Origin of the sequence: Pseudarthrobacter sp. NamE2 (genome assembly GCF_005796205.1) — a bacterium.
Lineage (GTDB): Bacteria > Actinomycetota > Actinomycetes > Actinomycetales > Micrococcaceae > Arthrobacter.
In genome coordinates this window covers 502,817-518,072 of the sequence record NZ_VAHN01000001.1, presented here as the reverse complement: position 1 = coordinate 518,072, position 15,256 = coordinate 502,817, and the positions used below count along the sequence as shown (strand labels likewise).

Genomic DNA, 15,256 nt, shown 5'->3' with positions numbered 1-15,256 from the left:
GCGCCGACGAGTGGGGCCAAAGGTGTCCCTTCCATACGCACGATCAGGAGGAAGGACGTCTCCCATGACCCAAACTCTGCATACTCCCAGCTGGTCTGAACCGGAACAGCCTGAGACTGCCATCCCGCCGTTCAAGCGTTTTGCAGCCATGCCGGAAGCCGCCGGGCTATACAACCCGGAGCAGGAGAAGGACGCCTGCGGCCTTGCGATCATTGCAACCCTCCGCGGCGAACCCGGGTACGACATCGTTGACGCCGCCCTCACCGCCCTGCGCAACCTCGAGCACCGCGGTGCCGTTGGCGCCGACGAGGGCACCGGTGACGGCGCCGGCCTCCTCATGCAGATCCCGGACGAGTTCTTCCGTGCGGTCACCGAGTTCGAACTTCCCGCACCCGGCCAGTACGTCGCCGGCACCGCGTTCCTGCCTGCCGAGCAGCGCGAGGCCGATGCCGCCAAGGCCGGCATTGAAGGACTTGCCGCTGACGAAGGCCTGAAGGTCCTCGGCTGGCGCGAAGTGCCCGTGGTGGCCGACCTCGTCGGTGCCATGGCCCGTGCCTGCATGCCCTACTTCTCCCAGCCGTTCCTGGCCTCCGCCACGGGGGAGGAACTGGACCGCAACGAACTCGACGCCCGCGCCTGGCGCATCCGCAAGCGCGCCCAGAACAAGTACGGGGTGTACTTCCCGTCGCTGTCCTCCCGCACCATCGTGTACAAGGGCATGCTCACCACCGCGCAGCTCGAGCCCTTCTACCCGGACCTCTCGGACAAGCGCTTCAAGACCAAGCTCGCCATCGTCCACTCGCGGTTCTCCACCAACACGTTCCCCTCGTGGCCGCTGGCCCAGCCGTTCCGCACCATCGCGCACAACGGCGAGATCAACACGGTCAAGGGCAACCGCAACTGGATGCGTGCCCGCCAGTCGCAGCTCGCCAACCCGCTGCTGGGAGACGCTCCCGAAGAGCTGTACCCCATCTGCACGCCCGGCGCTTCCGACTCCGCCTCCTTCGATGAGGTTGCCGAGCTCCTGTGGCTGTCCGGCCGCCCCATCACGCACGCGATCATGATGATGATCCCGGAGGCCTGGGAAAACCACGCCACCATGGATCCGGCCCGCCGCGCCTTCTACGAGTACCACTCGCTGCTGATGGAACCGTGGGACGGCCCCGCCGCCGTGTCCTTCACCGACGGCAACCTGGTTGGCGCCACCCTGGACCGCAACGGCCTGCGCCCGGGCCGGTTCTGGATCACCGAGGATGGACTGATCGTCTTCGCTTCCGAGGTGGGCGTCATCGACGTCGAGCCCTCCAAGGTGGTCAAGAAGGGCCGCGTCTCGCCCGGCAAGATGTTCCTGGTGGACACCGAAGCCGGCCGCATCATCGACGACGAAGAGGTCAAGGCTGAAGTCGCCGCCGCCAACCCGTGGGCGGAGTGGGTCAAGGACAACCTGATCGACCTCAACGACCTTCCCGAGCGCGAGCACGTGGTGCACACCGCGGCGTCCGTGAACATCCGCCAGCGCACCTTCGGCTACACCACCGAGGAACTGAAGATCCTCCTCGGGCCGATGGCCCGCACCGGCGCCGAGCCGCTGGGTGCCATGGGTTCCGACACCCCGGTTGCCGTGCTGTCCAAGCGTCCGCGCCTGCTCTTCGACTACTTCGTGCAGTCCTTCGCACAGGTGACCAACCCGCCGCTGGACGCCATCCGCGAAGAGCTGGTCACGTCACTGACCTGCGCCATCGGCCCCAACGGCAACCTCCTGGACACCAAGCAGGTCCGCCAGCCGCAGGTCCAGCTGCCGTTCCCGGTGATCAACAACGACCAACTGGCCAAGATCGCCAACATCGAGGATGCCGACGGCAACCGCGTCGCCATGAAGGTCCGCGGCCTGTACCGTCCCGAAGGCGGCGAAACCGCGCTGCGTGCCCGGCTGACCGAGATCTGCGAGCAGGTGTCCGGTGCCATCAACCGCGGCGTGCAGTACATCGTGCTGTCCGACCGTGACTCCAACGCGCAGTGGGCTCCCATCCCGTCGCTGCTTCTGGTCAGCGCCGTGCACCACCACCTGCTCCGCAGCGCCAACCGCACCAAGACCGCCCTGGTGGTGGAGGCCGGCGACGTCCGCGAGACGCACCACGTGGCGGTGCTGATCGGCTACGGCGCTTCCGCCGTCAACCCCTACCTGGCCATGGAATCCGTGGAGCAGCTCATCGCTGCCGGCGACGTCACCGGCGTCACCCCGCAGGATGGCGTCTACAACCTCATCAAGGGCCTCGGCAAGGGTGTCCTGAAGATCATGTCCAAGATGGGCATCTCCACGGTCGCCTCCTACACCGGCGCCCAGACGTTCGAGGCGCTGGGCCTGGGCCAGGAGCTGGTGGATGAATTCTTCGCCGGAACGCACTCCCAGCTGGGCGGCGTGGGCCTGGACGTCATCGCGGCCGAAGTTTCCGCGCGCCACCAGATGGCCTACCCCGACGGCGGCATCGAACAGCCCCACCGGCCGCTGCTGGGCGGCGGCGAGTACCAGTGGCGCCGCGACGGCGAGCCGCACCTGTTCAACCCGGAGACCGTCTTCCGGCTGCAGCATGCCACGCGTGAGCGCCGCTACGACATCTTCAAGGCCTACACCAAGGGCGTGGACGACCAGTCCGGCAACCTGATGACCCTGCGCGGCCTGCTGAAGTTCAAGCACAACCGTCCCGCGGTTCCCCTTGAGGAGGTGGAGCCCGTCTCCAGCATCGTCAAGCGGTTCTCCACCGGCGCCATGAGTTACGGCTCCATCTCCCAGGAGGCCCACGAGACGCTCGCAATTGCCATGAACCGGCTGGGCGGCAAGTCCAACACCGGTGAGGGCGGCGAGGACGTGGACCGCCTGATGGACCCCGAGCGCCGTTCCGCGGTCAAGCAGATCGCCTCCGGCCGTTTCGGCGTGACCAGCCTCTACCTGACCAACGCCGACGATATCCAGATCAAGATGGCCCAGGGCGCCAAGCCCGGTGAAGGCGGCCAGCTGATGGCCCAGAAGGTCTACCCGTGGGTTGCCCGGACCCGGCACTCGACCCCCGGCGTCGGGCTGATCTCCCCGCCCCCGCATCACGACATCTACTCGATCGAGGACCTCGCGCAGCTCATCTACGATGCCAAGCGCGCCAACCCCTCCGCCCGGGTGCACGTCAAGCTGGTGTCGGAAGTCGGGATCGGCACCGTAGCGTCCGGCGTGACCAAGGCGAAGGCCGATGTCGTACTCGTCTCCGGACACGACGGCGGAACCGGCGCCTCGCCGCTGAACTCGCTCAAGCACGCCGGTGTCCCCTGGGAGCTTGGCCTGGCCGAGACGCAGCAGACCCTGATGCTTAACGGCCTGCGCGACCGCGTGGTGGTGCAGGTTGACGGCCAGCTCAAGACCGGCCGCGACGTTGTGATCGCAGCCCTGCTGGGCGGCGAGGAGTTCGGCTTCGCCACGGCGCCGCTGGTGGTGGAAGGCTGCATCATGATGCGCGTCTGCCACCTGGACACCTGCCCCGTGGGTGTTGCCACCCAGAACCCGGAGCTGCGCGCCCGCTTTACCGGCAAGCCGGAATTCGTGGTCAACTTCTTCGAGTTCCTGGCCGAGGAAGTCCGCGAAATCCTGGCCGAACTGGGCTTCCGCAGCCTGGAGGAGGCCATCGGCCACGCTGAGGTCCTGGACACCCGCGACGCGATTGACCACTGGAAGGCCGACGGCCTGGACCTGGACCCGATCCTGCACGGGCTGGAGTTCGACGACGACGCCCCGCTGCGGAACATGACCGGCCAGAACCACGAGCTGGACAAGCACTTCGACCAGCGCCTGATCACCATGTCCAACGAGGCGCTCACGGACCGCAGCCCGGTGAAGATCACCGTGGACGTCATCAACACGGACCGCTCCGTGGGCACCATGCTGGGCCACGTGGTCACCAAGACGTTCGGCACGGACGTGCTCGCAACGGACACCATCGACGTGACCCTGAACGGCACCGCCGGCCAGTCGCTGGGCGCCTTCCTGCCCGCGGGCATCACCCTGCGGCTGTACGGCGACTCGAACGACTACGTGGGCAAGGGCCTGTCCGGTGGCCGCATCATTGTCCGCCCGGACCGCACCAACGTCTTCAAGGCGGAAACGAACGTCATCGCCGGCAACGTGATCGGCTACGGTGCCACCAGCGGCGAGATGTTCCTGCGCGGCCAGGTGGGCGAACGCTTCCTGGTCCGCAACTCCGGGGCCACCGCTGTTGTCGAAGGCATCGGCGACCACGGTTGCGAGTACATGACCGGCGGCCAGACGCTGATCATCGGCCGCACCGGACGCAACTTCGGCGCCGGCATGTCCGGCGGCACCGCCTACGTCCTTGACCTGGATGCCGCCCGGGTCAACAAGGAAGCCCTGCAGTCCGGCGAACTCCAGCTCCGCGAGCTGGACGCAGAGGACCGCGACATCGTGCACGGCCTGCTGGTCAAGCACGTGGAAGAAACTGACTCCCAGCTGGCCGCGCGGCTCCTCGAGAACTTCGATGACACCGCCGCCCGCATCACCAAGGTGCTGCCGCGTGACTACGCGGCCGTGCTGCAAACCCGTCTCGACGCCATCGAAGAGGGCCTTGACCCGGACGGCGAAGAAGTATGGTCTCGAATCCTGGAGGTAACCGGTGGCTGATCCACGCGGATTTTTGAAAGTACGCCAGCGTGAAACCCAGCCGCGCCGTCCTGTTCCCGTCCGCATCATGGACTGGAAGGAAGTGTACGAGGCACAGGACAAGGGCACGCTGAAGGCCCAGGCGGGCCGTTGCATGGACTGCGGCATCCCGTTCTGCCACCAGGGCTGCCCGCTGGGCAACCTCATTCCCGAGTGGAACGACCTCATGTGGCGGGACAAGGGCGAGGAAGCGATCGAGCGCCTGCACGCCACGAACAACTTCCCGGAGTTCACCGGCCGGCTGTGCCCGGCACCCTGCGAGGCGTCCTGTGTGCTGGGGATCAACCAGCCCGCGGTCACCATCAAGCAGGTGGAAGTTTCCATCATCGACGAGGCGTTCGACAACGGCTGGGTCAACCCGCTGCCCCCGACCCGCCTGACCGGCAAGACGGTGGCAGTGGTGGGATCCGGCCCTGCCGGCCTGGCAGTTGCCCAGCAGCTGACCCGGGTGGGCCACACCGTAGCCGTGTACGAGCGCGATGACCGGATCGGCGGCCTGCTGCGCTACGGCATCCCGGACTTCAAGATGGAAAAGGAGCAGGTGGACCGCCGCATCGAGCAGATGAAGGCGGAAGGCACCCGCTTCCGGACCGGCGTCTCCGTGGGGACGGACGTGACGTGGGAGCAGCTGCGCAGGCGCTATGACGCCGTCGTGATCTGCACCGGTGCCACCGTCCCGCGGGACCTGCCCATCCCGGGCCGCGACCTCGAAGGCGTCCACTTCGCGATGGACTACCTTGTCCCGGCGAACCGCGCCGTGGCAGGTGACACCGTGGAGAACCAGATCCACGCCCAGGGCAAGCACGTGGTGATCCTCGGCGGCGGCGACACCGGCGCGGACTGTCTCGGCACCGCGCACCGCCATGGTGCGGCATCCGTGACCACGCTGGCCATCGGCAAGCAGCCGCCGGCCGAGCGTGCCAGCCACCAGCCCTGGCCGACGTTCCCCACCCTCTTCGAGATGGCCAGCGCGCACGAAGAAGGCGGCGAACGCACCTACCTTGCCTCCACCGTCGAGTTCGTGGGCGAGGACGGCAAGCTGACCGGCGTCAAGGTTGCCGAAACCGAATTCGTTGACGGTAAGCGCCTGCCCAAGGCGGGTACGGAACGCATCATCCCGGCGGACCTGGTGTTCCTGTCCCTGGGCTTCACCGGTGCCGAACCCGCCAACATCACCGAGCAGGTGAAGGCCGAATTCGACGGCCGCGGCAACGTGGCCCGCGACGGCTACTACATGACCAACACCGAAGGTGTCTTCGTGGCCGGAGACGCAGGCCGCGGCCAGTCGCTGATCGTGTGGGCCATCGCCGAGGGGCGCGCAGCGGCAGCCGCCGTCGATAAGTACCTGATGGGAAGCACCATCCTGCCTGCGCCCGTCGCGCCCACGGACCGCGCCATCGCCGTCCTGTAGCGCTGCACCCGGGGGAGAAGTTCACCCCCGCGACAACTAACCAATGCAAGTTACCAATAGGGTAGGTATATGAGACGCGCAAAAATTGTGGCTACATTCGGCCCGGCAATTGCCAGCTATGAGAACACCCTCGCGGTGCTCGAAGCCGGTGTTGACGTCGCCCGGATGAACATGAGCCACGGCGACTACACGGTGCATGACAACACCTACGAGAACGTCCGCAAGGCGGCCGCGGACCTGGGCAAGGCCGTGGCGATCATGGCTGACCTGCAGGGTCCCAAGATCCGCCTGGGCCGCTTTGTTGACGGTCCGCACGCCCTCGCTGCGGGTGACACGTTCACCATTACCACCGAGGACGTTCCGGGAACCCAGGAGATCTGCTCCACCACCCTGAAGAGCCTCACCGAGGACGTGAAGGTGGGGGACGCCCTGCTGATCGACGACGGCAAGGTGGCCATGCGCGCCACGGCCGTCGACGACGTCAAGGTGGTTGCCGAGGTGACCGTGGGCGGCATGGTGTCCAACAACAAGGGCATCAACCTGCCCGGAGTTGCCGTCAATGTTCCCGCCCTGAGCGAGAAGGACGAGGATGACCTGCGCTGGGCGTTGCGCCGCGGCGTGGACCTGATCGCCCTGTCCTTCGTCCGTGACGCGCAGGACATCAGGCGCGTGCACGAGATCATGGACGAGGAAGGCCGCCGCGCGCCCGTAATCGCCAAGATCGAAAAACCGCAGGCCGTTGAGCAGCTGCCCGAGATCATTGACGCGTTCGACGCGATCATGGTGGCCCGTGGCGACCTGGGCGTGGAGCTTCCCCTGGAGGAAGTGCCGATCGTGCAGAAGCGCGCCATCGAGCTGGCACGCCGCTGGGCGAAGCCGGTCATCGTGGCAACCCAGGTGCTGGAGTCCATGATCGACAACCCGCGGCCCACCCGGGCTGAGGCTTCCGACTGCGCCAACGCCGTCCTGGACGGTGCGGACGCCGTGATGCTGTCCGGTGAGACCAGCGTGGGCAAGTACCCGATCGATACCGTGAAGACCATGGCCCGGATCATTGAATCCACCGAGGTCCACGGCCTGGAGCGCGTTCCTCCGCTGGGGACCAAGCCCAAGACCCGTGGCGGCGCCATCACGCGTGCCGCCGTCGAAATCGCCGACCAGCTGGACGCCAAGTACATCTGTGCGTTCACCCAGTCCGGCGACTCGGCGCGCCGCCTGTCCCGCCTGCGCCCGATCAAGCCGGTGTTCGCTTTCACGCCGGTGGAGCAGGTCTGGAACCAGCTGGCGCTGACCTGGGGCATCCAGCCGGTGCTGGTGCAGATGGTGGACCACACGGACGCCATGACCGCCCAGGTTGACCGCAGCCTTGAGGAAATGGGCCTGGTGGAGGACGGTGACCTGGTGGTCATCGCTGCCGGTTCGCCTCCCGGTAAGGCCGGTTCCACCAACTCGCTGAAGGTGCACAAGGTGGGCGACCTCGCCGACTCCACCCGCGGCGGCGAGATCACCAGCAACCGCGAGAAGCTCGGCCCCTGGCCGGAAAAGAAGAAGAAGGCTCCCCAGGCCTAGGACAACAAAAAGGACCCCTGCCGGCTGGCAGGGGTTCTCTTTGTTTGGTTGGGCTTGTCGAAACCCGGAGGCCGATGGTTGGGCTTGTCGAAACCCACAAGCCCAACCCGCAGGTGTTTAGTTGACCTGGTTGATGATGGTCTCGGCGACCTCGCGCATGCTGAGGCGGCGGTCCATGGACGTCTTCTGGATCCAGCGGAAGGCTTCCGGCTCCGTGAGGCCCATCTTGGTGGTGAGCAGGCTCTTGGCGCGCTCCACGAGCTTGCGGGTGGCGAACTGCTCCTGAAGGTCGGAGACCTCGCTTTCAAGGGCTTTGATCTCCTCGTGGCGGGAGAGCGCAATCTCCAGGGCGGGGATCAGGTCCGCAGGGGTGAAGGGTTTGACCACGTAGGCCATGGCACCGGCGTCGCGGGCGCGCTCCACGAGTTCCTTCTGGCTGAACGCGGTCAGCAGCACCACGGGGGCGATGCGTGCCTTGACGATCTTTTCGGCAGCGGAAATGCCGTCCATAACAGGCATCTTAACGTCCATGAGGACCAGGTCCGGCTTGAGTTCTTCAGCGAGCTGGACGGCCTTCTCGCCGTTGTCCGCCTCGCCGATGACGTCGTAGCCTTCGCCGCGCAGGATTTCGATGATGTCGAGGCGGATGAGGGTTTCATCTTCGGCCACCACGACGCGGCGCGCCGGCTGGGACGCGGACTTGGACTCCGTCTGTTCAGTCACGGGATCTCCTTGAAAAGGTACGGCGGGACATCACTATCTTAGGTGCCACCGCGGCTGTACTTGGCTTGCAGGGTCTTTTGCGGCGTCGGCGGCGCGATTCTGGAATTCAGCCTATCTGGATGTAGAGTAATTCCGCGTACGTGAAGCGATCGCGTTGCTCACAGTCAGCTGTGGGCGTACTCCATGGCTCCATGTATTCCGCGCCCGAGTGGCGGAATTGGCAGACGCGCCGCACTCAAAATGCGGTATCGAAAGGTGTGTGGGTTCGAGTCCCACCTCGGGCACAGGGTATCCCCTCGTCAGAGGGGTTTTTGCTTTAACGTGTTGACATGGCTTGTGGTGGCGTCCCTCTGACGCTAGGTGCGCGGGCTGTGGCCTGGCCGCCGCGGTGGCCTATTCCGGTGTGGGTGACGGGATCAGGGGCCTGGCTAGTGGGCCCTCCGCCTGCTGTGGTTGGGTTTGTGCGGTTCCTCGTTCCTGTATGTCGGTTGGGCGGGGTTGTCCAACACCTATTCATGGTTCGAGGTTGCGGTGCACAACATGACTGCGCTAGGTCGAGCTAGGCTTTTGCAAAAGCGGGTTCAGGGCGGCCGGAGCGGCAATCCGCCGGCATTTGTCCTGCCAAAGTAAGTGTGGACAATGTCCACACTTACGTCTGCTTCATTAGCGGCCGCAGACGGCGCGTGTCAGGTTTTGGACTTAGGAGTTCCTTGCCGCCGGTGTCAGAGGAAGAAAACCGAACTGCAGGCTCGTCCTGGCGCCACAGTATGATGTCAGGTTGGGCGGCCTAACTGGACGAACTCCCGCTGTGAGCCGTGTTCTCCGGACTAAACAAGAGGCCCCTTTCGCCAAACTCTAATCAGGCCTGGGTCCTGCATCGTCCTGACCTTATCCCTTCGTCCGCGTGCTAAGGGATCCGCCTTTCTAGGCGGCAACGAACCTGTTGCGAATGGTTCCGAGCCCGGTGATGGCACATTCAACAACATCGCTGGGCTGCAGAAAGCGTGGTGGGGTGAAGCCGAGCCCGACTCCAGGAGGTGTGCCTGTGAGGATGACATCACCGGCTTCGAGGGTGATGGTCGTCGACAGGTAGGAAATGAGTTCGCTGACATCGAAGAGCATGTCGGCCGTCGAGCCGTTTTGGCGGAGCTCTCCGTTTACCCTAGAAGTGACTTCGAGGTCGTATGGGTTGGTGACCTCCTCGGCGGTGGTCAGCCAGGGACCTATCGGGCAAAATGTGTCGGCGCTCTTTGATCGCGAAAACTGCCCGTCTGACTTCTGGGCATCACGGGCGGAAACGTCGTTGGCAACAGCGTAGGCAAATACATGCGACCCGGCTTCCTCGCGCCTGATGCGCTTAGCCGGGTTGCCTATTATGACGGCGAGCTCGGACTCGTAGTCGGCCTGTTCTGTGACTGGCGGTCCGATCATGACATCGGCGAACGGTCCGTTGAGTGAGCTGGGGTACTTTGCGAAGATGAGGGGTTTCTCGGGAGGCGTGGCTCCGGTCTCTTTTGCATGGCTAGCGTAGTTGAGGCCAACTGCCAGGATCTTGCCCGGGCGGACAACGGGGTTGAGCAATTCTTCGTCGGCGATGTCGAGGGTGGGTGCCTTGCCGGGGAAGCGGCTACGAAGGCGGTCGAAGTCTTCAATGAGTGAGCGGGTGTCCGGGTAGGCGAGGTTCAGCGCCGACAGCGCGGCCCAGGTGCCTGGTTTATCACCGACGATGAATTCGGGACGGCCTGCGAGCATGGTGCGTGCGATTCTCATGTTGTTTCTCCTGAATGTGGGGAAGTCGCCTTGGGACCGGCCTCTGATACCGTCGTGGCCCGGCCATCCTTGTCTGGCCCCTGCCGGGTGAGACCGAAATATTCTGCTGTGCTGAGACCAGCCCTGATCTGCGCAATGAGCTTCTCTTCCCGTCTCATGTTGGCGCGCGCGGCTGCCGCAATGACTTCACGAGATTCCCAGGGCACGACGACCACCCCGTCCTCGTCAGCGACGATTAGGTCTCCGGTGTTTACGCTGACACCCCCGCATGAGACGCCGGCTCCCCATTCGCCTCCGCTGGCCTTGTGCGGGCCCGCTGCGGAAATCGAGATGCTGTAGACCGGAAAGCCGCGCCGCCTGATCGCAGCGACATCCCTGATCGCTCCGTCGATCACGGCGCCCACCACTCCCCGATGTTGTGCGGCCGCGGTGAGCACCTCGCCCCATACTGCCCGGTCTGCGAAGCCACCTGCATCGACAACGAGCACGGATCCGGACGGGACGACCTCAAGTGCTTGGTGAAGGGAAGCGCTGTCACCGACCACAACACGGACACAGTATGCCCGGCCGACAAGGCTTGTGCCGGTTTGGGGGCGGATACGGGAGGACAGCACTCCTTGGCGGCCATTGCTGTCGGAGATCACCGATGTACCGAAAGCAAGCCAGTCCTCGAAGTCGATACTCAGGCTCATGCCGTATTCACGCCTCCTCGGAAAATAACCGAGGACGGACCCACCTCTCCTGGAACAACCAGGTCTGCCTCGAGCCGGCGCCCGCAGCCGGGGCAATAGAAGGACCTGATGGCAATCGGAACCCCGCCGGCCTTGGAATAGTCCTCGGCATAGTCCTCACCACGGATGGGGCCAATGGTGGCTGCGGGGACCTCCTCGATGACGCAACCGTGCCGCACGTCCATGGTCGCCGAGCCAAGGACGGTTCCACACCGCATGCACGACATCGTGTTTACGGCATTGTCGATGGCAACAATGTTCCAATAGTTCACCTGCTCGCGTTCGACGCCGCTTTCCGGCTCCTGAGCGGTAAGGGATTCAGGGAGAACGAGCGGATGGCTGTCAGTGAAGGGTACGGCCCTCTGCAGCCGTTGCTTTCGCAGTTCTTGGCGATGTTCCTCCGTCCCCCCGCCGTCAAGTTCGATGGTTGTTCCCACTGTTAGCACGACACCATAAGTCCTGAAGGCTTCGTCTGCAGAGACGAGCCCCGTTCGGACGTCGGTGAGCACTTTAGCAGGGTCCCGGTCAAGCGCGTCGCCGAATCCGCCGCCGCCTTGCCAGTTGTGGTACTCAACGGTGTTTATTCCGAACTCAATCTTGGAACTGTTGAGCGGGCCAACGGTCCGTTTGCCTCCGATCTGCTCGAGCGTGCCGACCAGGCCGAGAATTTCACTTTCTGGATCCAGGCGGGCAGCGTCCAGAAACCGAAGGTAGCGAACGGACGCTCCAGGCAGGCCTCCCGCCAGTCCAACGGCATTGGGAGTGAGCGATCCGACACCGGCGAAGGATGTGGACAGGGGGCCCTGGCTCTCATAGGGAACGATGGCGACCTCGCCCGATGCCCCGCCTCTGAAGCGGCCGGCTCCGCCCGAGTCGGTCAGCTGGCGTCGGAACAGGTAGAGCAGCGGGTAGGCATCTTCTGTGGCCTCGATCGAGGGGATGTTCGCGGTGGTGTTGATGATGATGCCACCGGTGTCGACTCCGTCGGCGTAGGACCGCGCACCGGCACCCGCGGCAAAGTGGCTGGCTTCCGGGGCGACGGTGAAGGTTCCGTCGCGGTTGACTCCCACCATGGAGACGCCCAACGACGTGGCACACCAGCTTGCCATCGCCTGCTCGTGGTGCCTGGGGCTGGCCAGCAGCATGCGCGAGAGCACAACGAGCACAAGGTTAAGCGTCACGATGATTGCCGAGATCGTCGACATCGACACCGGTGTCGGATACTCGGCGGTGACGATGGTGCGCCGGGGCGCCTTGATTTCGACACAGTCCGCGGCGCCGTCGTTCCAGGTCAAATCGTAACCGAGGGCGATGCATACTCCGGACAGGACCGCGGCACGCAGCCCGCCGAACGCCGTGTTGGCGAAGCCCTCAACCTGCGCATCCGAGCCGGCGAAGTCCAGGGTCAGGTGGTCACCGGATTTCGTCAATGTGCAAACGATCTTGCGGACGTTTTGTTTGTGTCCGTCGTGGTCCAGGTACTGCACCTCCCGCCAAAGGCCGTCGGGGAGTGACCGCAACCGGGAACGCAGGCGGCCCGCCACGTGACTGATGCCGCGGCGCATCACGTCATCCAGAACGGAAGGCCCAACTTCGTCGGCGACCTCGAGCAAGCGGTTGCGCCCGACTTCGTTGGCAACCAACTGCCCGCGCAAGTCAAGCTCGGCGAGAGGTTCGCGCACCTGGGCCATGATGAGGTCAACGATGTCTTCACGGATCTCGTGTCCCTCGACGATTTTGGTTGGCGGCAGGCGAAGACCTTCGTCAAAGACAGATGTTGCAGTCATGTTGAATCCGCCGGGCTCGCTGCCGCCGATATCGAGCCAGTGACCGGACGAGCCGACCCAGGCGCGCAATGCTCCCGAATGATGTACCGGGGCGACGGTGGCAACGTCCGGCTGATGGGTGGCGCCGAGGTAGGGGTCATTGCAGATGAACATGTCTCCTGGATTGATACCGGGGCTTTCCATGCGCTGCTTGATGACGGAATCGACGATGAGCCGCAGGACGTGGGCCTGGGTCGAGATGTATGGGCCCATGGCCACCAGCTTGCCGTCGGGCAGCGTGATCCCGGTGCTGGCATCGTAGGCGCCGACGAGGATGGGAGACCCCGAGGTGCGCATGTACTTGATGCCCATTTCCTCGGTGATGTCCAGCAAGCGATGCCAGACCACCTCGAAGAGCACAGGGTCGATTTTGTCACTCATTGGGTTCTCCTGCATGGTCCAGAGCAATAATCAGATTGCGCCACTGGTCGACATGTGCAGCGGCTCCTGGTGGAATTGCGACACTGGTGCCGAGTTGTTCGACGATTGCGGGCCCAACGAAATCATGACCGATACTTACTTCGTTCCCGGCGTAAATTGCGGTGTTTATCCAGCCGCCCGTCTCGGGCCAGTAGACATTGCGCCGGTGTGCTGGTTGAGCAAGCTGGGGCAATGCCGGAGGGAGCGTCTCTTGCCTGACAGCGATTCCGCTTGAGGCAGCAGCGTCAACTCCGATCCGCAGAATGCGGGGCACCACGTCTTTCAGCCGGGCCGTCTTCCCGAACAAAACTTCGTAGCGCTCAGTAAAAGCGTGCGTCAGGTCGTCAACGAGTGTGCCGTTGAGGGTACGGTCGCCGTAGAGGTGCACTCGCACATCGTGTAGTTGCCGCTCGTAACGCATGTCCGCCCAGCGAATGACGGTAATACTGTCAGTGTCGATGCCTTGAGCATTGAGAGCTGCGATGGCCTGCCTTGACACGTCATCGTAACTGCCTGCCAGTACCTCGTTGTCGCGCCCAGCCTCCCTGCTGATGGACCGCTGAACCGTGCGAACCGTGTCTGCGATCACAACCCCATAGGCGGAGAACGCCGTCGCGCTGAGCGGAACCACCAGCCGGGAAACACCCGCAGCTTTCGCGTAGGACGCGGCATGCACAGGTCCAGCTCCACCATAGGCTGCCAGGACGAACTTTCGGGGGTCATACCCGCGCTCCAGTGTTGCTTTCCGGATGAGGTCACCCATTTGCGAATCCACGACCTGCCGGATGCCTGCGGCGGCGGCGACCACGTCGCCGCCGAAGAGCGGATCAGCGATGTACTCCTTAACCGCGGCCTCTGCTTGGTCAAGCCGCAACTGGATGCGGCCCTCCAGGAACCGTGCAGGGTCGAGGTAGCCGAGCATGGCGTCAGCGTCAGTGACGGTGGGCCTCGTGCCGCCCCAGCCGTAGCAAGCAGGTCCGGGTGACGCCCCAGCGGACTCCGGGCCGACCCGTAAGCGGCCGTCATCCTCCCAGGCGATACTGCCACCGCCCGCGCCAATGGACACGACATCGATCATGGGTGAGAGCAAGGTGTACTGATTGATAATCGTTTCGGAAGCCATTGACCATCGACCGTCGACGATGAGCCCCACCTTGAAGGTAGTTCCCCCCACGTCGGTGGCAATGACCCGCTCCTGCTTCATTGCTGAGGCCAGTTTCTGAACGGCAACCAGGCCGCCCGCTGGCCCGGACTCGATCGTGCTCACGGGCTGGATCGACGGGATGTCGCTCACACCCCCGCCGGCCTGGAAGATAAGGATGGGAACCCGTAGGCCTTCTCGGATGAGACGTTCATTCAGGCGCTTCAGGTATCTCTCCAGTGTCGGTGCCACGAAAGCGTTCACAACTGTCGTTGCGGTGCGTTCGTATTCGCCCGTCACAGGCGAGATTTCGCTCGACAACGACACGTGGGCTTCGGGCGCGAGGTCGAGGATCACTTCGCGCACGAGCTGCTCATGGGAGGGACATTGGTGGCTCCAGAGCAGCGTGACCGCGAATGAGGTCACACCGTCGGCGAGAAGCCGCCTCACGCCGGCCTCGACCTCTTCTCGCCGAAGCGGCTCGATGATTCGGCCGGAGCGGTCTACGCGTTCTGCCAGCTCAACGATGCGGTCCCGGGTAACGATCTGGGGAGGTTTGTCTGTGGCGCGGAGATGGCGACGCTCTGCAAGTCCCAGGCCCGCCACCCTGCCGCGGGCGCGCATGATGAGGATTTCGTCCCCAAATCCCCTCGTCGCGAGAAGCCCTACAACGGCTCCCTGCTGCCAAGTGAACATCACGTTAGTGGTTTGGGTCGTTGCGTGCGAGAAGCGTTCGGCCTTCCCCAGCAGTTCAGACAACGACAGTCCGAATTGTTGGGCTGCCCTCGTCACCCCGTCCAGCAGGCCTTCCATCAGGTCGTATGGGGTTGTCGGCGATTTGGCGATGACCTCACGCTGTGTCGATCTGTCGATAACGGAAACATCCGTGAACGTTCCGCCGATGTCAACCCCAATAACGAAAGACATTTCGGTTCCTCCGTGGCTGGA

The 15,256-nt window shown here is 64.3% G+C and carries 8 protein-coding genes and 1 tRNA gene; 4 read left to right on the top strand and 5 right to left on the bottom strand.

Going from position 1 to position 15,256, the window contains the following annotated elements; all coding sequences use genetic code 11:
- Positions 1-64 precede the first annotated feature (64 nt).
- The 3 genes from gltB (at position 65) to pyk (ending at position 7,697) form a co-directional block, all read left to right on the top strand.
- Entirely contained in the window at positions 65-4,678 is a 4,614-nt protein-coding gene (gene gltB / locus FDW83_RS02425; RefSeq protein WP_138135994.1) for a glutamate synthase large subunit, read from the top strand.
- Positions 4,671-6,128, top strand: coding sequence for a glutamate synthase subunit beta (locus FDW83_RS02420; RefSeq protein ID WP_138135993.1), 1,458 nt, complete (start codon positions 4,671-4,673; stop codon positions 6,126-6,128). Before gltB ends, FDW83_RS02420 begins: the two co-directional genes overlap by 8 nt.
- A 69-nt stretch (positions 6,129-6,197) precedes the next feature.
- Positions 6,198-7,697: a pyruvate kinase gene (gene pyk, locus FDW83_RS02415; protein WP_138135992.1), complete on the top strand. Its 1,500-nt coding sequence runs from the start codon at positions 6,198-6,200 to the stop codon at positions 7,695-7,697.
- A 117-nt stretch (positions 7,698-7,814) separates the two neighbouring features.
- On the opposite strand, the gene FDW83_RS02410 is transcribed toward pyk, so the two are convergent.
- Positions 7,815-8,420 (bottom strand): ANTAR domain-containing response regulator, encoded by a 606-nt coding sequence (locus tag FDW83_RS02410; RefSeq protein WP_138135991.1) that lies wholly within the window; start codon positions 8,418-8,420, stop codon positions 7,815-7,817.
- 202 nt (positions 8,421-8,622) lie between these two features.
- On the opposite strand from FDW83_RS02410, the gene FDW83_RS02405 reads away from it, so the two are divergent.
- A tRNA-Leu gene (locus FDW83_RS02405) sits at positions 8,623-8,704 on the top strand.
- Between the two features lie 640 nt (positions 8,705-9,344).
- On the opposite strand, the gene FDW83_RS02400 is transcribed toward FDW83_RS02405, so the two are convergent.
- Genes FDW83_RS02400 through FDW83_RS02385 form a run of 4 tightly spaced genes read right to left on the bottom strand, consistent with a single transcriptional unit; the run spans position 9,345 to position 15,235 of the window.
- Positions 9,345-10,190 (bottom strand): fumarylacetoacetate hydrolase family protein, encoded by an 846-nt coding sequence (locus FDW83_RS02400; protein ID WP_138135990.1) that lies wholly within the window; start codon positions 10,188-10,190, stop codon positions 9,345-9,347.
- Entirely contained in the window at positions 10,187-10,882 is a 696-nt protein-coding gene (locus tag FDW83_RS02395) for an RraA family protein (RefSeq protein ID WP_138135989.1), read from the bottom strand. Before FDW83_RS02395 ends, FDW83_RS02400 begins: the two co-directional genes overlap by 4 nt.
- Positions 10,879-13,128 (bottom strand): hydantoinase B/oxoprolinase family protein, encoded by a 2,250-nt coding sequence (locus tag FDW83_RS02390; protein WP_171027416.1) that lies wholly within the window; start codon positions 13,126-13,128, stop codon positions 10,879-10,881. Before FDW83_RS02390 ends, FDW83_RS02395 begins: the two co-directional genes overlap by 4 nt.
- A complete protein-coding gene (locus tag FDW83_RS02385; RefSeq protein WP_138135987.1) occupies positions 13,121-15,235 on the bottom strand; it encodes a hydantoinase/oxoprolinase family protein in 2,115 nt (704 codons plus the stop codon). The genes FDW83_RS02390 and FDW83_RS02385 overlap by 8 nt, the downstream gene beginning before the upstream one ends.
- Positions 15,236-15,256 lie beyond the last annotated feature (21 nt).